The organism is Pseudomonas sp. DR208 (assembly GCF_019823005.1).
GTDB classification, from domain to species: domain Bacteria; phylum Pseudomonadota; class Gammaproteobacteria; order Pseudomonadales; family Pseudomonadaceae; genus Aquipseudomonas; species Aquipseudomonas extremorientalis.
In genome coordinates this window covers 2,908,421-2,934,101 of sequence record NZ_CP081944.1, presented here as the reverse complement: position 1 = coordinate 2,934,101, position 25,681 = coordinate 2,908,421, and the positions used below count along the sequence as shown (strand labels likewise).

Sequence of the window (25,681 nt, the reverse complement as noted above, 5' to 3'; positions counted from 1 at the left end):
AGAGCCCTGAGGCCTTCATGAGCCAGATCGAAGAACAGCGCCTGATCACCAAGATCGCGAGCCTCTATTACGAAGAAGGGCTCAAGCAGTCCGAGATTTCCGCGCAACTGGACCTGTCCCAATCGTTTATCAGCCGTGCCCTGCGCCGGGCGCTGCAGGAAGGCGTGGTGAAGATCACGGTGATGCGCTTGCAAGGCCTGCACCTGGAACTGGAAACCCAGTTGCAGCGCCGCTACGGCGTGCGCCGGGTGATCGTGGTGGAAGCCACCGAGCCCGGCAATGACGAGAGCATCAAGCAGGCCATCGGTTCGGCCGCCGCCCACTACCTGGAAACCAGCCTGTCGCCCCAGGACCGTATCGGTATCTCGTCGTGGAGCAGCACCATTCGCGCCATGGTCGGCCACTTGCACGCGCAGCCGGGCAAACAGGCCGCCCAGGAAGTGGTGCAACTGTTGGGCGGCGTCGGCCACAAGGGCGCGTTTGAAGCTACTTTGCTGACCCAGCGCCTGGCGACCCTGCTCAACTGCCCGGCGTTTTTGCTGCCCTCGCAAAGCATCGAGCAATCGGTGGAGAGCAAGCAGCGCATCGTGCAGATGGAAGAGGTCAAGGAAGTGCTGCAGCGCTTTGACAGCATCACCCTGGCGATTGTCGGCATCGGCGACCTGGAGCCCTCGCAACTGCTGCGCAACAGCGGCAACTACTACACCGAAGACATGCTGCGCCTGCTCGCCGAACGCGGCGCGGTGGGCGATATCTGCCTGCGTTACTTCGATGCCCAGGGCAAGCCGGTGCTGGAGGAAGATGAAGAATTCGTGGTCTCGGTGGCACTGCCCAAGCTGCGCGCCATCCACCGGGTGCTCGGCCTGGCCGGTGGGTTGAACAAGGTCCAGGCCATTCGTGGCGCGCTCCAGGGCGGCTACCTGGACATCCTGATCACCGACCTGGACACCGCACAGGCCCTCAACCAATAACCGTTTCTGGAGACTGCCGCTCATGACGTCCAAGCTCGAACAACTCAAGCAATTCACCACCGTGGTGTGCGACACCGGTGACCTGGAAGCCATCAGCCGCTTGCGCCCGGTGGACGCCACCACCAACCCGTCGCTGCTGCTCAAGGCCGCTGCCATCCCGGAATATGCCGAGTTGCTGCACAGCGCGGTGGGCCAGTCCAAGGGCGATGTGGACCTGGCGTGTGACCGCTTCGCGGTGGCGGTGGGCTGCGGCATTCTCAAGGTGATTCCGGGGCGCATCTCCACCGAAGTCGATGCGCGCCTGTCCTTCGACCAAGACGCGCTGTGGGCCAAGGCCAACCAGTTGATCGCGCTGTACGACCAGGCCGGCGTCGGTCGCGACCGAGTGCTGATCAAACTGGCCTCCACCTGGGAAGGCATCCGCACCGCCGAGCGCCTGGAAAAGGCCGGGATCCAGACCAACCTGACCCTGCTGTTTTCGTTCGTCCAGGCCGCCGCCTGCGCCGACGCCGGTGTGTTCCTGATTTCACCATTCGTAGGCCGCATCTATGACTGGTACCGCAAGAACACCGGCCTGGACTACACCGGCACCGAGGACCCAGGCGTGCAGTCCGTGACGCGGATCTACAACTACTACAAGGCCAACGCCATCAACACCGTGGTCATGGGCGCCAGCTTCCGCACCCTCAGCCAGATCGAGCAACTGGCGGGCTGCGACCGCCTGACCATCAGTCCCGAGCTGCTGCAAAAGCTTGATGAAGACCAGGGCCTGCTGGAGCGTCGATTGAATCCGGGGGCAGTTGGGGAGCCGCGCCAGACCCTCAACGAAGCGCAGTTCCGCTGGGGCTCCAACGAGGACGCGATGGCCACCGAGAAACTCGCTGAAGGCATTCGCCAGTTTGCCCGCGACCAGGAAAAACTCGAAGCGGTGCTCGCAACGCGCTGAGCCCTGGACCGTTATGCCGTGCACAACGTCGCCGCCGAGATGATCGGCATGGCGACGCTGGGGTTCAGGCGGGCACTTTTTTACGGCACTCGTCCATTGCTCGAGCCGCCACCGCGCCCATCACGCCGCCCACGATCGGCGCCAGCCAGAACAGCCAGAGCTGTGCCAGGTAATCAACTCCGGCAAACAATGCCGGCCCGGTGCTGCGCGCAGGATTGACCGAGGTGTTGGTGACGGGGATCAGGACCAGGTGAATCAAGGTCAGCGCCAAGCCAATGGCAATCGGGGCAAAGCCAGGCACCGCGCCGGGTGCGGTCACACGCAGGATGATGAAGACGAAGAAAAACGTGGCGATCAGTTCGGCCAGCAAGGCAGCCTTCATGTCGAAATGACCGGGACTGAGCGGGCCATAGCCGTTGGCAGCAAAACCGCCCACCGAGAAATCGGCCTGCCCGTTGGCAATCAGGAACAACGCGGCAGCAGCAGTAATCGCCCCCGCAACCTGCGCCAGGATGTACGGCAGCACATCAGCGCCCTCGATACGACGCCCCACCCACAGGCCGATGGTCACCGCCGGGTTGAAATGCCCGCCGGAAATACCGCCCAGCGCATAGGCCATGGTCAACACCGTCAGCCCGAACGCCAGGGAAACCCCCACAAAACCTATACCCAACCCGGGGAACGCAGCCGCCAGGATGGCGCTGCCGCAGCCGCCGAAGGTCAGCCAGAAAGTACCCATGAACTCTGCAGTCAAACGTTTTTGCACAATCAACTCCCATTGCCGCTCAAGTGCCGTCGCCACGGGAGGTGGGCGGCCCGAGGCGACGGTAGCAATGGGTATCAATATGTCGTGTAGGACTTGTCTGGTCTTAGCGGCTTACAACGCCCTGCCCAAACTTCTTGATCGCCAGGCAATACCCGATCAGGGCTACCGCCGCCAGCAACCCACCGGCCGCACCGATCCAGGCGAAGCCGAACTGGCTGCCGACCCAACTGCCCATCAGCGCGCCGCCGCCAATGCCGATGTTGTAGATGCCGGAGAACATCGCCATGGCCACGTCAGTGGCGTCGGGCGCCAACACCAGCACCTTGGATTGCATGGCCAGGCCGAAGCCCATGATCGCCATGCCCCAGAAAATGCTCAGCACCACCAGGTAAGATTCGGCTCCGCTCAAGGGCAGCAGCAACGCCAGGCAGGCGCTCAGGATAAACACCGCGCCCACCACGAACAGGTGCGGGTTGAAACGGTGCACCAGGCTGAACAGCAGCGAGCCGATGATGCCCGCGCCGCCGAACACCAGCAGGATCAGGGTCACCGCGCTGCCGCTCATGCCGGCCACGCCTTCGACAAAGGGCTCGATGTAGCTGTAGGCGGTGAACTGCGCAGTCACCGTCATCGCGGTGAGCACATACAGCGCCACCAGCGCCGGGCGCTTGAACAGCAGTGGCAGGCTGCGCAGCGAGCCGGAGTTCTGGCTCGGTAACAACGGCAACGTACGCGCCAGCCAGAACACCAGCGCAGCGGCGAACGCGCCGATCACCAGGAACGTGGTGCGCCAGCCCATGGCCTCGCCCAGCAGACGGCCCAACGGAATACCCAGCACCATCGCCAGGGAAGTGCCAGTAGCCAGCAGACCGAGGGCTTGCACCTGCTTGCCTTCCGGCGCCAGGCGCACCGCCAGCGAGGCGGTGATCGACCAGAACAGCGCATGGGACAAAGCAATGCCGACTCGGCTGAGCATCAGGATGCCAAAGCTGGTGGCCACACTGGACAGGACATGGCTGGCGATGAACAGGCCGAATAGCACGATCAGCAGCTTGCGCCGCTCCACGTTGCGGGTCAGCAGCATCACCGGCAGCGAGGTCAGGGAGACGATCCAGGCGTAGATGGTGAGCATCAGCCCGACGCTGGACACTGGCATGTCGAAGCTGGCGCCGATGGCACTGAGCAGCCCGACGGGCACGAATTCGGTGGTGTTGAACACAAACGCGGCCAACGCGAGGGCGAAGACCGGTTGCCAATTGGCTTGGGGCGTTGCGGCTGAAATGCTCATTGAAGGGCGCGGTACTCGGACGATGATCAGACGGCCACCCAGGACAAGCGCCGCCGCCGGGCATTCTATAGGTTTCCGGCCCGGCTGTTGACGCTCATCCCGCTCAAAATCACCTCAACCGGGTCAGGGTGCGGTCATGATGAGCACGTAGACCCCGATTGAATGGGCTTGCCGAGGGCATCCGCTCGTATATACCGCTGGTCGTAACAGCGACAAGGCCTTCGGCGTAGATCAAGGGTCAACCTGCCCCATCAATTCCGGAATCGACTCCGGCCGATTCGCATAACGCTGTGCCAACGCCGCGCACACCATCAACTGGATCTGGTGGAACAGCATCAGCGGCAGGATCAGCACGCCCATGCTCGCCCCGGCGAACAGTACCTGGGCCATCGGCACACCGGTGGCCAGGCTCTTTTTCGAACCGCAGAACAGGATGGTGATACGGTCTTCCTGGTTGAAACCGAACGCCTTGCCCAGCACCGTGGAGGCCACCAGCACCAGGCCCAGCAACACGCAGCACGCGACCACCAGGCCGCCCAGTTCCCACAGTGGGATCTGGTGCCAGATGCCTTCATTCACCGCTTCGCTGAACGCGCCGTAGACCACCAGCAGGATCGAGCCCTGGTCGACGAATTTCAGCCAGGACTTGTTGCGGCCGACCCACGCGCCGATCCAGCGGCGGGCGATCTGCCCGGCGATAAACGGCAGCAGCAATTGCACGCTGATTTTCAGGATCGCGTCGACCGTCGAGCCGCCCTCGCCGTGCACATTGAGCAGCAGCGTCACCAGCAACGGTGTCAGGAAGATGCCGAACAGGCTGGACGCCGCCGCGCTGCAGATCGCCGCCGGGATATTGCCCCGCGCCAGCGATGTAAAGGCAATCGCCGATTGCACCGTGGCCGGCAAGGCGCACAGGTAGAGCATGCCCATGTACAGGTCTTTACCGATCAGCGGCGACAGCACCGGCTTGAGCGCCAGGCCCAGCAACGGGAACAGCACGAAGGTCAGGCTGAACACCAACAGATGCAGGCGCCAGTGCCCGGCACCGGCGACGATAGCCTGGCGCGACAGCTTGGCGCCGTGCAGGAAGAACAGCAACGCGATGGCCAGGTTGGTGACCCAGCCGAAGGCCACGGCGGTCTGGCCGCTGGCGGGCAGCAGGGAAGCGAGAATCACCGTGGCGATCAGGGTCAGGGTGAAGTTGTCAGGCAGGAAACGGGGGCGAGTCATAAGCAGGATCTTCCGGGGGTTGCCAAGAGCGTCATCGCGACTCTAACGTAACGGCTTGTTACCGACTAACGCCAATGAGCCAACAAATGCCGCCTAAAGGACATGCCAACACGGTGCGCCGTAGCGTGCCAGGGCTTTCCAGCCTGCCAAGGCCGGTGTATGGGCGCACCGAATCGCTGCCCAACCGCGCCCTGACCCGCCGGCACAGTCACCCGTGGGTGCAATTGTCCTACGCGATTTCCGGGGTGCTGGAGATCCAGACCAGCGTCGGCCGCTTCGTCGCACCGCCCCAGCGCGCGGTGTGGATTCCAGCCGGTGTACCGCACCGCGTGTTCAGCTCGCCCCACACCGAAATGCGCAGCCTGTACCTGGATTGCAGCGTCACCACCTGGGCGGCGGAGCGCTGTCATGTGCTGGCGGTGAGCAGCCTGCTGCGCGAGCTGATCCGCAGCTTCAGCGAACTGCCGGTGGAGTATGCCGAGGATGGGCCGGACGGGCGCCTGGCCCAGGTGGTGCTGGATCAGTTGGCGGCGGCGCCGCACGTCGATCTGATGCTGCCATTGCCATCGGATCCGCGCTTGCGGTCGATCTATCGCAGCCTGAGTGCGCACCCGGAACAGCAAACTACCTTGGGCCAGTGGAGCCAGAAACTGGGGGTGAGCGAGAAGACACTCAGTCGGTTGTTCTTGAGCGACACCGGGCTGACGTTCCGCGCCTGGCGCCAGCGCCTGCGGTTATTGAGCGCCCTGCCCGCCCTGGAGCAAGGCGAGCGGGTCACGGATGTGGCGCTGGGGTGTGGCTATGAGTCGACGTCGGCGTTTATCAATGCGTTTCGGCAGCAATTCGAGGCCACGCCCGGTGAGTTTTTCCGCTGATCATTCCGTTACAGGGCGTTGGCTGCGGTCACCGCATTGGATATCAAAAACGCTGGCCAAACGCCTGCGCCCTTTGGTAGTCACCGTCAGCGCGCGCGAATCAAGCGTTCGCGCCAGCCACCCGCCTAGCAGCATATGATCCAGCAGTAACGCCCCCAGCGCTCCTCCCACATGGGCACAGCGTTGGCTCCAGTCCAGGCATGGGTAGGCGAAGCGCCGGCGCGCCTGGACTCGAGCGGTAAGATCCAGGCCCAGTTCTGCCATGCCTTCCATGCCCGTTGGCGTCAATTGGTACATCCCCTGCTGCAGCGCCATCCATTCGCGCTCCAACAAGGCGTCATGCACCTTTACCCCCAACTCACCGGCCAAATGATCGTAGCAACTACGGGCATGGCGCAGATGGCACGGAGTGGACGGCTTGAACGCCGGCAGCTCAAATGAACTGATCGCCAGCAGCGCCTCCAGCGCATGGGCGACATCGCTGTTTGCCAATTGAAAATAGCGATGCTTGCCTTGGCTGATCATCGTCACCAGCCCTTGCTCCAGCAGTTTTTGAAAATGGCTGGACGCCGTCGACGAGCTCTTCTGCGCGACCACTGCCAGTTCTGTGGCCGTGCGCGCACGCCCATCGAGCAGGCAACAGAGCATGCGCGCCCTGGCCGGGTCGGCAATCGCAGCCGCTACATGGGCCAGGCGCAATTCGGAAGGTTCAACATCCATAGTTCGATGCTCCTCGAAGTGAAAGCCATATCGGCAGAGTACTTTACAAGCCAATCCAGGAGAGATGCCGATGAATCACACGCGTTTTTTTGGCCAGACCGTACTCAGGTGTACGTTCGTTATGGCAATCATTGGCTGGGGAGTCGGGTTCTACGGCCCGCCGATTTATATGCAGGCCGTCATGGATCGCACCGGGTGGCCGATTGACGAGGTGTCTGCGGCGGTGACCCTGCACTTTCTCAGCGGCACCCTGGTCATCGCCAATCTGCCGCGACTGTACAAACGCTGGGGTATACCCGCAGTAACTTGGGTGGGCAGCCTGATCCTGGGCATCGGGGTTAATATCTGGGCTCAAGCGGACGCGCTGTGGGTGCTATATTTCGGCGCCATGTGCTCGGGTATCGGCTGGGTCACATTGGGCGCCGCGGCCGTCAACACGCTGATTGCGCCCTGGTACATCAAAGGGAGGCCAACCGCACTGGGCAAGGCCTATAACGGTGCAAGCCTGGGTGGGGTGATCTTCTCGCCGCTGTGGGTACTCTTGATCGAGCGATTCGGCTTTGCCATCGCGGCCTTGGCAATAACCCTGGGCACCATTACGCTGACTGCCGGGTTTGCTGTGTGGGTGTTCGGCAAAACACCGCAGAGCGTGGGCCAGCAACCTGACAATCTCGCCACGCCGTCCGCATCACCGCTCCATGCCCCTGTCATCCCCTGGACGACCGTGCAGACATTCCGATCGGCACAATTTCGCACGCTGGCCGCCGGCATGTCCCTTGGTCTGTTTGCACAGATTGGGTTGATCGCCCATCTGTATTCGATCCTGGTCGTACACCTGGGCTCCCGCCCTGCCTCATTCGCCATGGGCTTGGCCACCGCCAGCGCCATGGGCGGGCGATACATCGCCGCGCACTGGATGAGCCAAGGCATTAATCGTCGCCATTTGGCTTGCCTGGCTTATGGGGTTCAACTGCTGGGCACCTTGATGTTGCTTTGCCTGCAATTGGACCCTGCGGTCGCCTGGATAGCAGTCGTGCTGATCGGCTCCGGGATCGGCAACGCCACATCGCTGCCACCGTTGATCGCGCAAACCGAGTTCAGCCACGAGAATACCGCGAAGGTCATCGCTCTGATGGTTGCCCTCAGCCAGGCCATCTACGCTTTCGCACCCGCCGGCTTCGGCCTTATACGCGCGGCATTTGTCGATCCGCAAGAGGCGATTGTTGCCGTGGTGGTGGTGGCCGTCACCGTTCAACTGCTGGCAATTCTGTCCTTCTATCGCGGCGCAGCCCTGCCCACCTGCAGAACGACCGCTTACTGAGCTCGCCCTTGAACTTGGGCCTCTCAACTGCCATTGCCGCCATGGGCCTCTTCGAAGAAGTAGTCCTTCCAACTGGCGGCCTTGTTTTTCAGCACGCCCAGTGCCTGCAATTTCTCGGCGTAGATATAGGTACGCTGCGGCACGATGGTGAAGTCGATTTCCGGGTCCTGGACGATTTTTTCCACCAGGTCCAACGGCAACTTCGACTGCTCTACGCGGATATACGCCTTGGCTGCCGCTGGCTTGTCAGCCTTGATGATCGTCTCGGCTTCGGCCAATGCGTCATAGAACGCCTTGTAGGTCTTGGGGTTTTCGTCGTGGAATTTCTGCGTGGTGTAGAGCACGTTGAACGTGGCCGGCCCACCGAGGATGTCGTAGGAACTGAGCACCTTGTGCACGTTAGGGTTCAGCAGTTCCTGATACTGGAACGGCGGGCTGGAAAAGTGCGCGTTGATCTCCGATCCCCCGGCAATCAACGCGGCGGTCGCATCGGGATGGGCCAGGCTGATGGAGATGTCGTCGAACTTCTTGAAGTTGGCATCGCCGAACTGCTTGGCGGTCTCGATCTGCAAGGTGCGCGACTGGAAACCCACACCGGCGGCGGGCACGGCGATGCGGTCTTTTTCGCTGAAGTCCTTGAGGGTCTTCACGTTGGGGTTGTTGGTCAACAGGTAGTTGGGCATCGAGCCCAGGGAGGCGATGGCCTTGACGTTCTGCTTGCCCTTGGTGCGGTCCCACAGGGTCAGCATCGGCGGCACGCCAGCGGAAACCACATCGAGCGCACCGGCCAGCAGCGATTCGTTCATCGCGGTGGCGCCGGAAATGCTGTTCCAGTCCACCTGGATATCCAGGCCCTGTTCCTTGCCGTGTTTTTCGATCAGATGCTGGTCGCGCACCACATCGAGGATCAGGTAGCCGATGCCGAATTGCTGGGCGATGCTGATCTTGCCTTCGGCCTGGGCGCCGATACTGATCAGGGCTGTCGCAGCCGCCAAGAGGGTCAGGGAGGAGCGCTTGAAAGTCATGGGAGTCTGCCGCGTTTTTAAGAAGGTGATGGAGCCTAGCGACGATTTTTAAGAGTGGAAAAGAATATCGGGATCTATTGTTATGCAAATGGCCCACAAACCAGCCCCCGGCTGCTATTGTGCGGCGCTTTGAAAAACTGCCGAACCAGCGAGGAAATGGACGTTGAACACTGACGAAAAAATGACCGGGGACCTGTTCGAGGTGGATAAGCGCCTGTCACTCAAACCCGTGGTGGACTTCAACGCCTACCTGCGCAGCGCGTTCGGCGACGGCCCGTGCAGCTGCATCCGCTGCACCGATGGTAACGGCGATGAAAACGGCTATGCGTTCCAGCACAGCTTCACCTTCGACGGCAAACCCACCCAGCGCCGCTTCGCCACCACGGCGGGCAGCGATGTGTTGCAGGTGTTGAAGAAAGCCTGGTTGTCGTACACCAAGGCCGAATTGCCCCTGAGTGGTGTGCTGGCGCTGGATACGGTGAAGGAGTTTGTCGAGCCGCAGTTGCACAAGCGGTTGGTACCGCTGTTTTTGGCCAGTGGGTTGGTCAAGGATGTCGACGGTGCACTGCATCTGCAGCCACAAGCGGCCTGATTGCTCGCGCAGTAGGTCAATGGGCAGCGCGACTCTGGGCCAGCAGGCGGTCGACCACTTGCTGCAGACACACGTGCTCATCGGCGCCCGAGGCCCGGGCGTCGGCATGGCAGCGCAATTGATCGACGGCGCTGTTGCCTGACGCCAGCAACCTATGCAGGTCATCAAACAACTGAGGCTCGCCCATGGCCCCGGCGGTGGCCGCGAAGATGCGTTGCGCCTCTAGCAGCCACTGTTCAGCAGTGCCCATCGTCCCCTGGTCATCCAGCGCAAAGCTGCCCGCAGCACCGTAGCGCTTGGCCTGCCAGCGATTCTCCTTGAGCAGCCAGCGCGCCTCGGCGGTGAACCCGGCGCCGGGATGTTCCAGGGCACAGGCATGAGTGACCATTACCCGAAACAAGGTGGCGAGCACCAACGCATCCGCCAGCCTGGGGCAGGCATCGGTCATGCGCAGTTCCAGGGTGGGATAACGCGCCGCAGGCCGAATGCCCCACCACCCGTTGCCATCGGCCTTGATCGCACCGACGCGCTGCAATAATGCCAAATAGCGCAAGTACGCCGACCAATCGGTGAAGTGCTCGGGAACGCCCATGCGTGGCCACTCATCGCACGCGGCCTGGCGATAGCTCATGAACCCTGTGGGTGCGCCCTCCCAGAACGGTGACGAGCAACTGAGGAGCAGCAATAACGGCAACCAGGGCGAGACCTGATTCATCACCGCGATGCGGTCGATTCCGGCCGGCACCTCGACATGCACGTGCAACCCACAGAGCACACTGCGACGCGCGACGTACTGGATGTCTTCGAACAATTGCTGGAAATGCACGCGGTCGGTGGCCGTTTGCTCGCGCCATGCCGCCAAGGGATGGCTGCCGGCACAGACCACACCGAGACCGAATGCCCCCAAGGATCGGGCGAGGTTGTGGCGCACGGTGGCCAGGTAATCCGCCGCCTCACTGCTGGCCTTGAACACCGGGGATGCCACCTCAATCTGGCCCTGGAACATCTCGAGGGCGAAGCCCGGGCCAATCGCCTGCCGGCAGGCCGCCAGCACCGCCGCCGACGGTTCGCCGACCATGTGCCGCGTGTGCAGGTCGGTGATGAAGTATTCCTCTTCGATACCGAAAGTGAGCATGACCTTCAGCGCAGACGGGTGACGGTGAGCGCGACCACCGCAATCCGCTCTACCCGCTCGTAGCCCGGCTTATCCAACTCTTCGCCAAACACGTCAGGGTCCAGCTCACGGTAGGTCCAGCCGAACGCATCGCTGCCGAGCAATGGCTTGACCGCCGCCAGGAACGGGTCCTCGCCCGCGACTATCGCCACGCCGGTATACAGCACCAGGCTGCCGCCAAGGGCCAGGCGCCCCAGGGATTCGCCGGCGATGCGCACCGACAACTGCTCACCCAATGCACCGCCACCGTGGCGATAGGCGCGTTGACGGTCATCATTCATGTACGGCGGGTTGGCCACGATCAAATCGAACTCGCCCTCCACGCTTGCCAGCACATCGCTGTGGTAGGCGCTGACATTGCTCAGCCCGGCCAGCTCGGCATTCACGGCGGTCATGCGCAGGGCGCGCGGGTTGATATCCACCGCCAACACCTGCGCGTCATGTCGAGCGCGGCCGATCACCAGTGCCCCCACACCCGCGCCGCAGCCGATATCCACGGCGCGCTTGAGCGGTTCGAAGCGCTGTTGCAGATGGGCTTCGATCACCTGGGCGAAGCGGTAGCTGTCGGGGCCGAAGAACACGGCATCCGGTTCAGTGGTGGGGTATGCGGAATGCGCAAACAGAAGATCGTCCAGGCTGGACCAACGCACCGCGCTGCGCCACAGCGCGCCATGCGGTTCGACGAGATCGGCTTGTTGCAGGTCCTCGCGGAAGGTGTCGGGCACCAGGTCGCGGTCAAACGGCATCGACCAGCCGAATACGTCGCGAAGGTCCGATGCCTGGGAGGCAGCCCGACGTTGATAGACGCGTTCGTGGGTCAAGGGCGTCGGGGTGATGAAACGGTAGCCGCGCTGCTTCAACCCGCGGCCCAGGTTCAACAGGGCGCGATCGGCCAGGTGTTGTGCAAACATGGGAAGTTCCTTAGCGCAATCGCGCGCGCAATTGAATAAAGCGCCGGGTCGCGTACAACCCGGCGGGCGTGCAATGGCGTCGCGCCGACATCCACGGGATCAGTGCGTTGAGCTGCTGTTCATCGGACAGGTTGCACAATGAATCAACCAGCGCCTGGGTGTCCGGGTCCGTCGGGCGTTGCTGCTCGCGGGAAAACCGGCTGCCGCGCCCGGGCCGCACGGGCGGCACACGTTTGTCACTGATCCAGTCGCCGGCGATCCAATCGTGCAGCACCTGTTTTTCATAGCCGCTGAACACGCCGAACATCGCCGCGCCCGCGCCCTCGATCAGTTGCCAGAATCGACTTTCGGCCGGGTCCTGGTTGCGCTTGATCCAGCCCTTGTCTTCCAGTGCCTGGAGAAAGGCGCCGATCTGCCCCGGCTGACCCAGCCACTGGTTGACGGTCTTGCCTTCGAAGCGGCAATAGTCCGAGTGCATGTGTTGGCCGAAGCTGCGCTTGCGCTCGAGCATCGCGACCACTTCGTCCTGCAGGTTGAAACCGCTGATAATCGCGGTGGTCCCCGGGCCCAGGTCGTTGAGGCGGTACCCCTCGGCCACCCGGCGGTAGAAATCCGCCCTGCCCTCGCCCAGCGGCAGCAGGCTCAGTACCGACTGCGCTGCCTTGCAGGCGTGGCCGCTGCTGGCGTTGTCAATGGTCACGTGCAGGGTGAAGTAATACGGATCGATGCCCAGTTCGCTCAACTCGTAGGCGGTGATCAACAGGTGCAGGGGCAACTGTTCGTAGCCCAGGTTGAAGCCGATGATCTCCGGCAGGAAGTCCTCGGCACACAATCCCAGTGCCAGTTGCAGGGCACCTTGCAGGTAGTGCACATCTTCGAGGCCGGCGTCGCTGTCAGCATCGTGTTCGTTGAGCAATTTGCGGTAGATCACCACATGGTTCTGTGCCGCTTCACCATCACCCAACTCTTCAAGGTAGGTGGTGAGCAGGCCGTCGAAACTCGGCTCGTGCCAATAGCGCAGCAGGCCGTTCAGCCAAGCGCCGTCGACCTGTTTGGTGGGGGCGACGTGCTGCAGGAAATACAGCGCATGGGCCTTGTTCTGAAAATAGCGACGTGGTCGACCTTGTTGGCGTTGTTCAAGGTAATCGGCATAGGCTTGGGCCACCTGCGCGCAGCGCTGCTCGACCCAGGCAGGCAGTTGCTCGGCCATCTCGGGCAGATCGCTGGCGGCGTCTCGCATTTGCGTCAACTGCGCCAGCAGGAAATCCCGCGCGATCTCTTCGGCCCCCTGGGCTTCACCGTAGAGCTGTTGGTACAGCCGCTGGTATTGGCCGGGCGCCGAGTGGGTGATAGAGGCCGGTTGGCCTGACAGCGCTGTAAGAAGCGTCATGATGGCAGTTTCCGCAAAGTCCGATACAACCAGGCCTCCCCGACAAGGAGGCCCCGCAAGAGCGCTCAGTACCACACGCTTCTAAAGTGAAGAGCATCGGGGTGTGCGGAAAATTCAATTGGGGTTTGAAAGCTGCGGATCGGCGGTCCGCGCTCGGTTTTTCGCCGGCGCGGATATGTTGAGAGAACACATGTGGTGAGCGGGCTTGCCCCGCTCACCACACTTAGCAGTTACAGGGGTGTTTACTTGCGCGCCGCCTCCCACTGTTTGAGCAGATCGTTGTAGCCCACGGTCTCGCCTTTCGGCTTTTCGTCGGCCAGTTTCGGTTTCGGCGCGCCCGGCTGGTCGAACCAGTATTGCGCGTCACGCTCAGGGTTCATTTTCGGGCCACACACCGGTTGCACCTTGGAGCGTTCCAGGCGCGTCATGATCGCGTCCTGTTCCTTGGCCAGGTTGTCCAGCGCCTGTTGCGGAGTTTTCTCGCCGCTGGCAGCGGCGGCGATGTTGCTCCACCACAGTTGCGCCAGGCGTGGGTAGTCCGGCACGTTGGTGCCGGTCGGGGTCCACTCGACGCGGGCCGGGCTGCGGTAGAACTCCACCAGGCCACCGAGTTTCGGCGCCATGTCGGTCATGGCCTGGGAGTTGATGTCGGACTCACGGATCGGCGTCAGGCCGACGATGGTTTTCTTCAGCGAAACGGTTTTCGAGGTCACGAACTGCGCGTAAAGCCAGGCCGCGAGTTTCTGTTTCTCAGGCGTCGACTTGAGGAAGGTCCAGGAGCCTACGTCCTGATAGCCCTTCTTCATGCCCTTTTCCCAGTAAGGTCCCACCGGCGACGGCGCCATACGCCATTTCGGCGTGCCGTCGGCATTCACCACTGGCAAGCCCGGTTTGGTCATGTCGGCGGTAAACGCGGTGTACCAGAAGATCTGCTGGGCAATGTTGCCCTGGGACGGCACCGGGCCGGATTCGGAGAACGTCATGCCCGCCGCTTCCGGCGGCGCGTAGGCTTTCATCCAGTCCACGTATTTCTGCGTGGCAAACACTGCGGCCGGGCCGTTGGTGTCGCCGCCACGGGTGACGCTGGAGCCCACCGGATGGCAGTCCTCCACGCGAATGCCCCACTCGTCCACCGGCAGGCCGTTAGGCAGGCCCTTGTCGCCGCCACCGGCCATGGAGAACCAGGCATCGGTGAAGCGCCAGCCCAGGGACGGATCTTTCTTGCCGTAGTCCATGTGCCCATACACGCGCTTGCCGTCGATTTCCTTGACGTCTTCGCTGAAGAACTTGGCGATGTCTTCATAGGCCGACCAGTTCACCGGTACGCCGAGGTCGTAGCCGTATTTTTCCTTGAACTTGGCTTTCAGCTCCGGACGCTCGAACCAGTCGGCGCGGAACCAGTAGAGGTTGGCAAACTGCTGGTCGGGCAACTGATAGATCTTGCCGTCCGGCGCGGTGGTAAAGGAAATGCCGATAAAGTCCTTGATATCCAGGGTCGGCGAGGTGAAATCCTTGCCTTCGTTGGCCATCAGGTCGGTGATGGATTCGGTCTTGCCGTAGCGAAAGTGCGTACCGATCAGGTCCGAGTCGTTGACCCAGCCGTCGTAGATGTTCTTGTCGGACTGCATCTGGGTCTGCAGCTTCTCCACCACGTCGCCTTCCTGCAACAGGTCGTGGGTCAGCTTGATCCCGGTGATTTCAGTGAAGGCCTTGGCCAGCACCTTGGACTCGTACTCGTGGGTGGTGAGGGTTTCCGACACCACGTTGATCTTCATCCCACGGAACGGTTCGGCGGCCTTGATAAACCACTTCAATTCCGCCAACTGCTGTTCGGCCGTGAGGGTGGACGGTTTGAACTCGCTGCCGATCCATTTTTTCGCGGCATCTTCGTACGCATCGGCCCAGGCCGAAGCGCTCAAACCGCTCATAGCCAGTACGGCGGCCAATGAAATGCTATGTCGCAGCTTATTGTTCTTATTCAACATAGAGACCTCCTGGTTGTTTATTCATAAGGGCATCAGCCCCAACGCATCACACTCAACAGCCATACCAGGGAGAGCGCGGACGCTACCCAGATGCTCCAGTCGGTAACGCCGATCACCAGCAAATGCAGGTAGGCGCTGCCGAGAAGACCGATAAACAAACGATCACCACGGGTGGTGCTGATCGGCAAAAAGCCCCGCCGGGGGATACTCGGCGAACGCAGCTCCCAGGTGGTCATGCCCGCGAGGATCAGGGCTATGCCGCCAAAGAACAGCGCGGTGGGGGTGGTCCAGGCCATCCATTCCATCATCGACTCCTCAGACCCGGCCCAGGGCAAAGCCCTTGGCCACGTGGTTGCGAACAAACCAGATCACCAGCATGCCGGGCAGGATAGTCAACACCCCCGCCGCCGCCAGCACGCCCCAATCGATACCCGATGCCGACACCGTGCGCGTCATCACCGCCGCAATGGGCTTGGCGTTGACCGAGGTCAGGGTGCGCGCCAGCAGCAGCTCGACCCAGGAAAACATGAAGCAGAAAAACGCCGTCACACCGATGCCGGAGCCAATCAACGGGATAAAAATCTTCACGAAAAACTTGGGAAACGAGTAGCCGTCGATGTAGGCGGTTTCGTCGATTTCCTTGGGCACCCCGGACATGAAGCCTTCCAGGATCCACACCGCCAACGGCACGTTGAACAGGCAGTGCGCCAGGGCCACGGCGATGTGCGTGTCGAACAGGCCGATAGACGAATACAGCTGGAAAAACGGCAGCAGAAACACCGCCGGTGGCGCCATGCGGTTGGTCAGCAGCCAGAAAAACAGGTGCTTGTCACCGAGGAAGCGGTAGCGCGAAAACGCGTAGGCCGCCGGCAGTGCCACACTCAGGGAGATCACCGTGTTCAGGCTCACGTAGTACAGCGAGTTGAGGTAACCGGTGTACCAGCTCGGGTCAGTGAAGATCACCTTGTAGTTGGCCAGGGTGAAGTCCTGCGGAAACAGCGTCAGCCCGCCGAGGATTTCGGTGTTGCTCTTGAAGGACATGTTCAGCAGCCAGTAGATCGGCACCAGCAGGAACAGGATGTAGATCAGTAGCGGTATCAGCTTTCTCTTGTTCATGTTGGCGGCCTCAGCGGTTGGCGTCGGAGTGGGTCATGGCGGTGTAGAACAGCCAGGACACCAACAGGATGATCAGGAAGTACACCAGCGAAAACGCCGCAGCCGGGCCAAGATCGAATTGGCCTACGGCCATCTGGGTCAGGGTCTGACTCAAGAACGTGGTGGCGTTACCCGGCCCGCCGCCCGTGAGGACGAAAGGTTCGGTGTAGATCATGAAGCTGTCCATGAACCGCAGCATCACCGCGATCAGCAGCACGCTCTTCATCTTCGGCAACTGGATATGTCGGAACACCGCCCAGGGCGATGCACGATCAATCCGTGCAGCCTGGTAGTACACGTCCGGAATCGCCCGCAACCCCGAATAGCAGAGCAGCGCCACCAGTGAGGTCCAGTGCCATACGTCCATGACCAACACCGTGACCCAGGCGTCCATGGTGTTGGCGGCGTAGTTGTAACTAATGCCCAGGGCATTGAGGCTGTAACCCAACAGGCCGATGTCGGCGCGACCGAAAATCTGCCAGATGGTGCCCACCACGTTCCACGGAATCAGCAACGGAATGGCGAGGATGATCAGCACCAGCGACGACCAGCGGCCCTTGGTCGGCATGGTCAGGGCAATGGCGATGCCCAGCGGGATTTCGATCAGCAGCACACAGGCCGAGTAGATGAACTGACGCAGCAACGAGTCATGCAGGCGCGGGTCGAGCAGCACCTGCTTGTACCAGTCGGCACCGACGAAGTAGCGGCTGGACTGGTCGAAGATGTCCTGCACCGAGTAATTGACCACGGTCATCATCGGGATCACCGCACTGAACGCCACCAGCAGGAACACCGGTAACACCAGCCACCAGGCCTTGTTGTTCTGCACCTTGTTCATGGCTGCACCTCCAGCAGGTAGTCGTCGGCATACACCATCAGCCATTGCGCCGGAAAGCTGATGGACGCCTTGCCTTCCGGCACGGGCTTGTCTTCGGCCAGGCGCACCTTGAGCAGCGCGCCGTCGAGGTTGAGGGTGACGATCTTGTAGGTGCCAAGGTCTTCAAGATGTGTGACATCGGCCTGCAGGGCGTCAGGGTTGTACTCGTCCCATACGTGGATGAATTCCGGGCGGATGCCGACCTGCAGCTTCTTGTAGTCGGTGTTGGCAATACGTTGCTGCAACGCCTCGGACAAGGGCAAATGAGTCTCGGCAAAGCGCACCCCGCCCGCCTGGGCCTGCACCTCGATCAGATTCATCCCGGGGCTGCCGATGAAATAGCCGACAAAGGTGTGGCTCGGCCGTTCGAACAGGTCACGCGGCGTGCCGAACTGCACGATCTGCCCGCCGTACATCACTGCGATCTTGTCGGCGAAGGTCGAGGCCTCCAGTTGATCGTGGGTCACATAGACCATGGTGATGTTGAATTGCTCGTGGATCTGCTTGAGTTTGCGCCGCAGTTTCCACTTGAGGTGCGGGTCGATCACCGTCAGCGGTTCATCGAACAGGATCGCCGATACGTCGTCGCGCACCAGGCCACGGCCCATGGAGACTTTCTGTTTTTCGTCGGCGGTGAGGTTGCGCGCCTTTTTGGTCAGCAGGTTTTGCAGGTCGAGGACTTCGGCAATTTCCTGCACCTTGCTGTGAATTTTCGCCTCGGCCATGCCCTGGTTGCGCAGCGGGAACGCCAGGTTGTCGAACACCGTCATGGTGTCGTACACCACCGGGAACTGGAACACCTGGGCGATGTTGCGTTTTTCCGGGGTGAGGTCGTTGACCACTTGAGTGTCGAACAGCACCTGGCCTTCGGACGGGCTGAGCAGGCCGGAGATGATGTTGAGCAACGTCGACTTGCCGCAGCCCGACGGCCCGAGCAAGGCGTAGGCCCCGCCCTGCTCCCACACGTGGTTCATTGCTCGGATAGCGTAGTCTTCAGGCCCTTTCGGCGCAGGGCTGTAGCTGTGCGCCAGGTTCTGCAAATGGATCTCGGCCATCAGGCAACCCTCGCGACACGGCGTCCGGGAGCCTGGACCAAACGGCCCTGGCCATCGAACACAAACAGTTTATGGGTGGGGATATACACGCGGATCGGCGCATCGACGTCGTACTCGTGCACCCCCGGCAGGTGCAGCACCAGCAGGAAATGTTCGCTGCGCACATGCAGGAAAGTTTCCGAACCGCTGATCTCGGCGACTTCCACGGTGACCGCCAGCTCCAGGTCGTCATCGTTGCTCGGCACCAGGCTGATGTGGCTGGGGCGTACGCCGAACCGGAACTCGCCTTCGCCGATGGGACGCAGGTCGACGTTGAGTGGGAAGTGCACGAAATTGGCGAAGCTCACTTCATTGCCACTGATGCGCCCCGGCATCAGGTTGATCGGCGGCTCGGAAAACAACTCCGCGGCCAGCACAGTCTGCGGCTGGTGATACACCTCGGCCGCCTTGCCGCTCTGGATCACCCGGCCTTCGTGGAGGATGGTCGTGGTGCCGCCCAGGGCCAGGGCTTCGTTGGGCTCGGTGGTGGCGTAGATCGCGATGGTGTGGCGTGCGGCGAACAGTTCGCGCATTTCCTGACGCAGCTCTTCGCGAAGTTTGTAGTCCAGGTTCACCAGCGGCTCATCGAACAGGATCAGTTCGGCATCCTTGACCAGTGCGCGGGCCATGGCCGTGCGCTGCTGCTGGCCGCCGGAGAGTTCCAGGGGGTGACGCTGGAGGAATTTTTCGATGCGCAGCATCCTGGCGGTTTCCAGCACCTTGCTCTGGATCAGCTCGCTGGACACACCGGCCTGGCGCAACGGCGAGGCGATGTTTTCGAACACGGTCATGGTCGGGTAATTGATGAACTGCTGATACACCATCGACACGTTGCGCAAGCGCACCGGTTTTTGCGTGACGTCCACGCCGTTCATCAGGATGCGGCCGCTGTCGGGTTTGTCCAGACCGGCCATCAGGCGCATCAGGCTGGTCTTGCCGGACAGCGTGCGACCGAGCAAGACGTTGAAGGAACCGGCTTCGAAACGCAGGTTGGCGTCGTCGATCCAGGTCTGGCCTTCGACAACGCGGGAGACATGTTCCAGGGTCAATGACATGACACGACCTTTTTATTATTGGAATGAATCTGGCCAGGTGACAGAGCGAGTTTCGTGCCAAAACGACAAGTGGTTGATGTGCAAGGAAATCAGCTGAAAGTGATGTTCAGGAGTGAACAATTTGGCTGAACAACTGAACAGTCAGGGCCTTGACAATGAACAGTTCTGAACAACACTCTGACGACCAATACAGTGGAATGATTTCCAGCAGTCCGTTGCGCAAGACCCCATAACAATAAAAACGAAGGTCACCCCATGGCCGAACCACTGGCTCACGACACCCTTATCCAGGAATCCTGGCGCCGTTGCCGCGCCTTTGGCCTGGACCACCAGAGCACGCCCAGCTTCGACCAGCTCCCCGCCGAGGGCATCAACCAATTGCTGGAGAGCCAGCATTCGCTGGTGCAGACCACCCACCAGGAAGTGCTGCCCTACTACGAGAACATCCTGAGCAATTCCAACTGCCTGATCATGCTGGCCGACAATCAGGGCCAGGTGCTGACCAGTTGGGGCACCCAGCGCTTTATCGAGCCCAAGCTGGCCCGTGGTTTCAACCCCGGCGCCAGCTGGATGGAGCGTTCCAGCGGCACCAATGCCATCGGCACCGCGTTGGCCTGCGCCCAGGCGGTGCATATCGAACACGATGAACACTTTCTCAAGGCCAACCGCTTCATGACCGGCTCGGCGGCGCCGATCTTCGACGCCCAGCGCGAGATCATCGCGGTGCTGGATGTGTCCAGCGACAGCTACCTGCCGCCCTCCCACACCCTGGGCATGGTCAAGATGATGAGCCAGACCGTGGAGAACCGGCTGATCCTCAACCTGTTTCGCGGCGAACATTTCCAGCTGACCTTCAACACCGGGCTGAGCAACCTCGACAGCCAGTGGGCCGGCCTGCTGATCTTTGATGAAAGCGGCCAGGTGCTGTCGGCCAATCGACGTGCCGACAACCTGCTGGGCATCAGCCTGTCGCGGGTGATGATCGACAGCCTGTTCAAGGTATCGTTGCTGGAACTGTTGAACCAACCGGAAGGCCTGCCCTTCTCCCTGCAAGCGGCGGGACGCAATCGCTTCCAGTGCTTGTTGAAGCGCCCCAGGCAGATGCCGGTGCAGGCGCGCGTGTTCACCGAGCCGGCGCCATCGAAGCCTGCGCCGATTGGCCTCAAGACTTTGCATTTCGGCGACGCGCGCGTGGAGAAAGCCGTGCGCCAGGCCGAGCGCCTGCTGGAGAAAGACATCCCGCTGCTGATTCACGGCGAAACCGGCGTGGGCAAGGAGGTGTTCGTCAAAGCCCTGCACCACGCCAGCTCGCGCAGCCAGAAGGCATTTATCGCGGTGAACTGCGCGGCGATTCCCGCCGAATTGGTGGAATCGGAGCTGTTCGGCTATGAAAAGGGCGCGTTCACCGGCGCCAACCAGAAAGGCAGCATCGGCCTGATCCGCAAGGCCGACAAGGGCACGCTGTTTCTCGACGAGATCGGTGATATGCCGCTGCCCACCCAGGCCCGCTTGCTACGGGTGTTGCAGGAGCGTTGCGTGCAACCGGTAGGCAGCAGCGAGTTGTTCCCGGTGGATTTGCGCATCATCTCGGCCACCAACCGTGCACTGCGGGATCTGGTACATGCTGGGCGTTTCCGTGAGGATTTGTACTACCGCATCGGTGGCCTGACCCTGGAACTGCCGCCGTTACGCGAGCGCACCGACAAACAGGCGCTGTTCCAGCAACTGTGGCAGCAACACCGCGAGCCGACTCAATGGGCGGGCCTGAGCGCCGAAGTATTGGCGCTGTTCGAGCGGCACCCGTGGCCGGGAAATTTGCGCCAGGTGAGCAGTGTGTTGCAGGTGGCGCTGGCCATGGCCGAGGAACAGCCGATCCGTGCAGAGCACCTGCCGGACGATTTCTTCGTGGATTTGAACGTCGCGGCGCCGCCGCCCGCCAGTGAGTACCTGGATGACAGCATCGACCTGAACCAGCGCTTGAAAGCCGCCGGCGGCAATATTTCCCATCTGGCGCGAGAGCTGGGGGTGAGCCGCAATACCCTGTACAAACGCCTGCGCCAGAACGAAGGCTAGCGTGGCTTGACCACCACCAGCAGGTCGGTGAAGTACTCCACCTGGATCGGCAGGTTATCGGCCAGTGACGACAACGCCGCCGCCGTGTCGTCCAGCTTGAACACCCCGGACACCCGCAGGTTTTGCAGGGCCTGGGGGTCGAAACGCAACAAGCCGTGGCGGTAGCTGGCGAGGGTTTGCAAGACCTCGCTCAAGGGTTGGTCGTTGACCTTGAGCAGGCCGCGGGTCCAGGCGTCGGGATCGCTGTCACCGATGGCTTGCGGTGGCTGGGCGCGGCCGTGGTCGAGCACCGAACGCTGGCCGGCCGTGACCTTGACCCCATCGCCGGCATCGCCTTTGATCGCGACCGTGGACTCGATCACCGTGACCACCGTGGTGCCGTCTGCCGCGCGCTTGACCAGATAACGCGTGCCCAGCGCAGTGGCCGTGCCCTGGTCGGTGCGAACCACGAACGGCCGTTGCGCATCCTTCGCCACCTCGACCCAGAGCTCGCCTTGCAGCAGTTCGATCACCCGTTGATGACCATCGAACTGCACATCCACCGCCGAGTTACTGTTGAGCTGCAACTGGCTGCCATCTTCGAGGGCGATCTGCCGACGCTCACCGACACCGGTACGTTGGTCGGCCATCCACACCGGCAAGTGTTGCAGGCCCAGCCAGCCGCACAGAACCAGGCCGAGCACACCCACCACCTGCGCGCCACGTGGGCGTCGCGGGGTGAAGGCGCGGTTCAGGGCAATGCGCGCTGGCTTGGCGGGCAAGGCATCGAGGCTGCCCCATAACGCACTCATGCGCTCGATGGCCACGGCGTGGCGCGGGTCGGCCTGGCGCCAGGTGTTGAACGCCTGGCGGTCGGCGTCGGTCACGCCTTCGTCGTGCAGGCGAGTCAGCCACTGTGCGGCTTGCTGGATGATCTGCTCGGAACTCATGCCAGCGGGTCTGCCGGGTGCAGGCTGTGGTAGCAATGCACCAGGGCGCTGGAAATGTAGTTTTTGACGGTGCTGGAGGAAACGTCCAGGCGCAGGGCGATTTCGCTGTAGGTCAGCCCGTCGAGGCGGCTCAACAGGAATGCTTCGCGGGCTTTGAAAGGCAAGCCGGCGAGCATCTCTGCGATACGCTCCAGGGCTTGCAAGGCCACATGAATCGCAGCCGGGTCGGGCATGTCGGCGTCTTCGCACTGGATCACCAGGGCTTCCATGTAGGCTTTTTCGATACGACGGCGACGGGCACTGTCGATCAACAACCGACCAGCCGTGGTGGCCAGGAAAGCGCGAGGCTCCTTGATACTCTGCGGCTCGGCCAGCATCAGGACGCGGATAAACGCGTCATGGGCCAGGTCGGCGGCCTGCTGGGAACACCCGAGTTTCTTGCGCAGCCAGCCGTGCAACCAGCCGTGGTGCTCGCTGTACATCGCCGTGAGGGTCTGCTGGCGCACGGAGTCGCCCAGCGCGGCCGGAATGTCATGCATGCGCAAAAAGATCTCAAATGGGAAGAGTTACCAATTGCGCGAACAATGCCAGTAAAACCCGCTTGGGGCAAGGGCCTGTCTTTAACGCCAACTCCAGGACACGCCGGTGTAGATGCCACGGCCATCCGCCGGCGTAGAACGCGCTACATCCAACCCCTTGTCGTCATAACCCGGCGTCACGGTATTGGCGTAACGACGGTTGGTCAGGTTGCGCAGGTCGACCCAGGCTTGCCAGTCCTGCTTGGGCGCGTCGTAGCCGAGCGTGGCGCCGAGCAGGGTGTAGGACGCGGCGTAGTAGGAATTGGCGTAGTCCACCGCCACCCGTGAGGAATACTCGGTGTTGAGGCTGGTGTAGAAACCCGTCGGATGGCTGTAGCGCACTTGCGCCTGGTAGTAGTGCCTGGGGATGCCGGGCAAGGTGTTGTCGCCGAAGCGGTCATCGTCGCGGTAATGGAAGTCGCTGAAGGTGTAGGCCTGGCGCAGCGCAAGCCGGCCGTTGCGGCCGCCGTCCCATAACGGGCTGAGCAGGCTCAGTTCCACACCCTGATGTACGGTGGGGCTGGCGTTGGACTCGGCGACGATGGCATTGCTGGTAGAGGTTTGCGCCTGGGTTTCCACGCTGAGCAATTCGTGGCGCACTTCGGAGCGGTACAGGGCCAGGTCCCACTGGCCGAGCCAGGCCTCACCGCGCCCGCCGATCTCCAGGGTGGTGGCGGTCTGGTTTTTCAGGCTCACGCCCTCCCGTGCCAGGCCTTTGGCCGGACCACCGGTAAAGTATTTGTTGGAACCCCAGATCATCGACCACGCATGCGGCGGCTCGACCGAGCGGCTCAGGTTGCCGTACACCTGCAATTGTGGGGTGAAGTCGTAGCGCAGGCCGATGCGTGGTGCGTAGTCCCAGTCGTGCTGGCTGAGCGGCGCCTGGCCTTCAGGGTAGGTGACCTGGGTTTCGCGGCGGGTATAGATCGCCGCCAGGCCAGTGGTCAGCCACAGGTCAGGCACCAGTTCCAGGTCGTTGCCGATATGCAACACGGTGTCGGAGCCCAGGTAGCTGTAGTCGCGGGTCTTGGTGCCGGGGGCGTAGGTTGCGGTATTGCCGGCGGGTGTGCGCACGTATTCCGAAGCGCCGTTATTGGGCATCGCCTGGGTGGTGCGCAGGCCGACAGTGGTTTTACTGTCATGGCCGAACAGCGTGTCCTGGCGGATGTAATTGAGGGTGCTGCTGATATCGGTGTAGGCGACTTTCAGGCGGTTGGTGCCTTCGCGCAAGTCCATCGGGTAGTCGTGGTAGGCCAGCCCGACTTCGACCCGCGCGTTGTCGTCCAATTGCAGGGAGGTCTTGTTGGCGATCCAAGTGGAGCCCGGTTGCAGGCGCTTGGAATCACGGGCGGCGTTGAGGCTGTTGGCCGCACGCGGGTCGTGGCTGATCTGGCTGCGCGTGAGTTTGCCTGGGGTGTCGTTGGTGGTTTCGCGGTAACGGAAGTAGAAGCGGGTTTCCAGGTCCGGGTTGAAGCGGTAGCCGAAGTTGGCGGCCACGCCTTTGCCGGTGGCAGCGCTCTGGTGCTGGTAGCCGTCGGATTCGGAATCGGTGAGGCTGATGTAGTAGTCGGCATCCCCCAGTACCTGGCCCGAGCTGATCTCGCGCTGGGCGTAGCCTTTGCTGCCCGCTTCGTAACGTAGTTGCAGCTTGGGTGCGTCGTGGCCCGTGCGGGTCACATAGTTGACCGCGCCGCCCAAGGCCAGCGCGCCCTGATCAAAACCGTTGGCGCCGCGCAGCACTTCGACCCGGCTTTGCCACAAGGGATTTTTCAGCTCATAAGGCGTGCCGCCGGGGCCGGTGAGTGGCAGGCCATCGAACATTTCATACAAGCCGGAGGCATGGGCACCGGGGCTGCGGTTCAGGCCCGAACCACGAATCGAGAGTTTCACCCCTTCGTTGTTGGCCGCCTTGGCATACACTCCGGCCTGGTACTTGAACACGTCTTCGTTGGTGCTCACCCTTCCCTGCTGCACGCTGTTCATGTCGATATAGTTGGTGCCGCCGGGCACGCTCTTGAGCTGCGCCTGGGCCACTTCACCGTCGCTGGCTTGGCTGCCGGTGACTTCGACCGGGGCCAATTGCAGGTCTTCGGCGTGCACCAGTGAGCTTAAGGTCAGGGCGGCAAACAAGAGCGGAGGTTGGCGCAGCAGCATCGGGCAGGTCCTTGGAATTCGGGGGGCACCTGGTGGGAAGACAGGGGCACCCGCCAGGTCACTCCTTATTAACGGACCAGCCCCTTCCCACACCAACGTCGGACCAAGACTATTCGCTGCACGAGGGTGGCAGAGCAGCAGGAAGTGGCGAGCGGGCTTGTCCCGCTCGCCACAGTTGCAGTGTCAATCCTCAATGGGGGGGTATCAGCCGGCTTTGCATCAGTTCATCTGCTTCTGATCCCGGAGCAAACCGGAATCCATACATTTCATCCGCACTGAGGATTTTGTCGAGCGCTTCCAATAATTGCGCCTCGGTCGGCGAGTCCCGCAATAACTTGTGCGCTGGCAGCAACACCTCGGCAGAAACGCCTTGGACACTCGCCGCATCGATCACGGCAAAAAGGATAAAACGCAAACGTATTTCGCGATCAGTGGGCCAAACCGTCTTTTGCTTACCCATGGTAGAGGCCTCAAGCTTTCGGAAAAATCCGAGGCTATTGATGAGTACTGGGTGTTTCAACCATCGAGATGCAAGATAGGCCTCTTCCTACAAGGGAAAACGAAACACCGTA

At 61.9% G+C, this 25,681-nt stretch carries 24 protein-coding genes; 6 read left to right on the top strand and 18 right to left on the bottom strand.

The features are described from left to right. Positions 1-17 precede the first annotated feature (17 nt). Positions 18-971, top strand: coding sequence for a sugar-binding transcriptional regulator (locus K5K89_RS13385; RefSeq protein WP_071491775.1), 954 nt, complete (start codon positions 18-20; stop codon positions 969-971). Between the two features lie 22 nt (positions 972-993). Next, positions 994-1,917 (top strand): transaldolase, encoded by a 924-nt coding sequence (gene tal / locus K5K89_RS13380; RefSeq protein ID WP_222541582.1) that lies wholly within the window; start codon positions 994-996, stop codon positions 1,915-1,917. Between the two features lie 64 nt (positions 1,918-1,981). Here the strand turns inward: tal and aqpZ are convergent, their stop codons facing one another. The 3 genes from aqpZ to K5K89_RS13365 form a co-directional block, all read right to left on the bottom strand. Continuing rightward, positions 1,982-2,683 (bottom strand): aquaporin Z, encoded by a 702-nt coding sequence (aqpZ, locus tag K5K89_RS13375; protein ID WP_071492033.1) that lies wholly within the window; start codon positions 2,681-2,683, stop codon positions 1,982-1,984. A gap of 103 nt (positions 2,684-2,786) precedes the next feature. Continuing rightward, on the bottom strand, positions 2,787-3,971 hold the full coding sequence (locus K5K89_RS13370) for a sugar transporter (protein WP_222541581.1): 1,185 nt from the start codon (positions 3,969-3,971) through the stop codon (positions 2,787-2,789). 231 nt (positions 3,972-4,202) lie between these two features. Beyond that, positions 4,203-5,201, bottom strand: coding sequence for a bile acid:sodium symporter family protein (locus K5K89_RS13365; protein WP_071491778.1), 999 nt, complete (start codon positions 5,199-5,201; stop codon positions 4,203-4,205). Between the two features lie 86 nt (positions 5,202-5,287). Between K5K89_RS13365 and K5K89_RS13360 the strand changes: the two genes are divergently transcribed. Further along, positions 5,288-6,076, top strand: a complete 789-nt coding sequence (locus K5K89_RS13360; protein ID WP_092245197.1) for an AraC family transcriptional regulator — start codon at positions 5,288-5,290, stop codon at positions 6,074-6,076. Here K5K89_RS13360 and K5K89_RS13355 read toward each other — a convergent pair whose 3' ends face one another. Beyond that, positions 6,077-6,796, bottom strand: a complete 720-nt coding sequence (locus K5K89_RS13355) for an ArsR/SmtB family transcription factor (protein ID WP_222541580.1) — start codon at positions 6,794-6,796, stop codon at positions 6,077-6,079. It lies immediately after the preceding gene. 70 nt (positions 6,797-6,866) lie between these two features. Here K5K89_RS13355 and K5K89_RS13350 point away from each other — a divergent pair, with 70 nt between their 5' ends. Continuing rightward, a complete protein-coding gene (locus K5K89_RS13350) occupies positions 6,867-8,117 on the top strand; it encodes an MFS transporter (protein ID WP_093123709.1) in 1,251 nt (416 codons plus the stop codon). Between the two features lie 23 nt (positions 8,118-8,140). Here the strand turns inward: K5K89_RS13350 and K5K89_RS13345 are convergent, their stop codons facing one another. Next, the gene (locus tag K5K89_RS13345; protein ID WP_071491782.1) at positions 8,141-9,142 is read right to left on the bottom strand and encodes an ABC transporter substrate-binding protein; all 1,002 of its coding nucleotides are present in this window, start codon (positions 9,140-9,142) and stop codon (positions 8,141-8,143) included. Positions 9,143-9,305: 163 nt separating this feature from the next. Between K5K89_RS13345 and K5K89_RS13340 the strand changes: the two genes are divergently transcribed. Further along, positions 9,306-9,734: a hypothetical protein gene (locus K5K89_RS13340; protein ID WP_093123719.1), complete on the top strand. Its 429-nt coding sequence runs from the start codon at positions 9,306-9,308 to the stop codon at positions 9,732-9,734. Between the two features lie 16 nt (positions 9,735-9,750). Here K5K89_RS13340 and K5K89_RS13335 read toward each other — a convergent pair whose 3' ends face one another. The 9 genes from K5K89_RS13335 to K5K89_RS13295 all read right to left on the bottom strand — a co-directional run bounded on the left by K5K89_RS13335 (position 9,751) and on the right by K5K89_RS13295 (position 19,375). Next, positions 9,751-10,869, bottom strand: a complete 1,119-nt coding sequence (locus tag K5K89_RS13335; RefSeq protein WP_222541579.1) for a carboxylate-amine ligase — start codon at positions 10,867-10,869, stop codon at positions 9,751-9,753. Between the two features lie 5 nt (positions 10,870-10,874). After that, positions 10,875-11,819, bottom strand: coding sequence for a methyltransferase (locus K5K89_RS13330; RefSeq protein WP_092245182.1), 945 nt, complete (start codon positions 11,817-11,819; stop codon positions 10,875-10,877). Positions 11,820-11,829: 10 nt separating this feature from the next. Further along, a complete protein-coding gene (locus K5K89_RS13325) occupies positions 11,830-13,209 on the bottom strand; it encodes an iron-containing redox enzyme family protein (protein WP_222541578.1) in 1,380 nt (459 codons plus the stop codon). Positions 13,210-13,451: 242 nt separating this feature from the next. Further along, positions 13,452-15,194 (bottom strand): ABC transporter substrate-binding protein, encoded by a 1,743-nt coding sequence (locus K5K89_RS13320; protein WP_222541577.1) that lies wholly within the window; start codon positions 15,192-15,194, stop codon positions 13,452-13,454. Between the two features lie 32 nt (positions 15,195-15,226). Then, on the bottom strand, positions 15,227-15,499 hold the full coding sequence (locus K5K89_RS13315) for a DUF2160 domain-containing protein (RefSeq protein WP_003232363.1): 273 nt from the start codon (positions 15,497-15,499) through the stop codon (positions 15,227-15,229). 10 nt (positions 15,500-15,509) lie between these two features. Then, positions 15,510-16,310: a carbohydrate ABC transporter permease gene (locus tag K5K89_RS13310; RefSeq protein ID WP_071491788.1), complete on the bottom strand. Its 801-nt coding sequence runs from the start codon at positions 16,308-16,310 to the stop codon at positions 15,510-15,512. Between the two features lie 10 nt (positions 16,311-16,320). Continuing rightward, on the bottom strand, positions 16,321-17,187 hold the full coding sequence (locus K5K89_RS13305; RefSeq protein WP_010209674.1) for a carbohydrate ABC transporter permease: 867 nt from the start codon (positions 17,185-17,187) through the stop codon (positions 16,321-16,323). Next, positions 17,184-18,281 carry an ABC transporter ATP-binding protein gene (locus tag K5K89_RS13300; protein WP_071491789.1) on the bottom strand — a complete coding sequence of 366 codons (1,098 nt, stop codon included), beginning with the start codon at positions 18,279-18,281 and terminating at the stop codon, positions 17,184-17,186. Before K5K89_RS13300 ends, K5K89_RS13305 begins: the two co-directional genes overlap by 4 nt. Continuing rightward, on the bottom strand, positions 18,281-19,375 hold the full coding sequence (locus K5K89_RS13295) for an ABC transporter ATP-binding protein (protein WP_071491790.1): 1,095 nt from the start codon (positions 19,373-19,375) through the stop codon (positions 18,281-18,283). Before K5K89_RS13295 ends, K5K89_RS13300 begins: the two co-directional genes overlap by 1 nt. A 255-nt stretch (positions 19,376-19,630) precedes the next feature. On the opposite strand from K5K89_RS13295, the gene K5K89_RS13290 reads away from it, so the two are divergent. Continuing rightward, complete coding sequence (locus K5K89_RS13290) at positions 19,631-21,448, top strand: sigma-54-dependent Fis family transcriptional regulator (RefSeq protein WP_222541576.1); 1,818 nt, start codon at positions 19,631-19,633, stop codon at positions 21,446-21,448. On the opposite strand, the gene K5K89_RS13285 is transcribed toward K5K89_RS13290, so the two are convergent. The 4 genes from K5K89_RS13285 to K5K89_RS13270 form a co-directional block, all read right to left on the bottom strand. Next, entirely contained in the window at positions 21,445-22,377 is a 933-nt protein-coding gene (locus K5K89_RS13285; RefSeq protein WP_093123747.1) for a FecR family protein, read from the bottom strand. The two genes, K5K89_RS13290 and K5K89_RS13285, sit on opposite strands and share 4 nt — an antisense overlap. Then, positions 22,374-22,916: a sigma-70 family RNA polymerase sigma factor gene (locus K5K89_RS13280; RefSeq protein WP_071491793.1), complete on the bottom strand. Its 543-nt coding sequence runs from the start codon at positions 22,914-22,916 to the stop codon at positions 22,374-22,376. The genes K5K89_RS13285 and K5K89_RS13280 overlap by 4 nt, the downstream gene beginning before the upstream one ends. Positions 22,917-22,997: 81 nt before the next feature. Then, positions 22,998-25,109, bottom strand: coding sequence for a TonB-dependent receptor family protein (locus tag K5K89_RS13275; protein WP_222541575.1), 2,112 nt, complete (start codon positions 25,107-25,109; stop codon positions 22,998-23,000). A gap of 190 nt (positions 25,110-25,299) precedes the next feature. Beyond that, a complete protein-coding gene (locus K5K89_RS13270; RefSeq protein WP_222541574.1) occupies positions 25,300-25,569 on the bottom strand; it encodes a hypothetical protein in 270 nt (89 codons plus the stop codon). Positions 25,570-25,681: the final 112 nt, after the last annotated feature.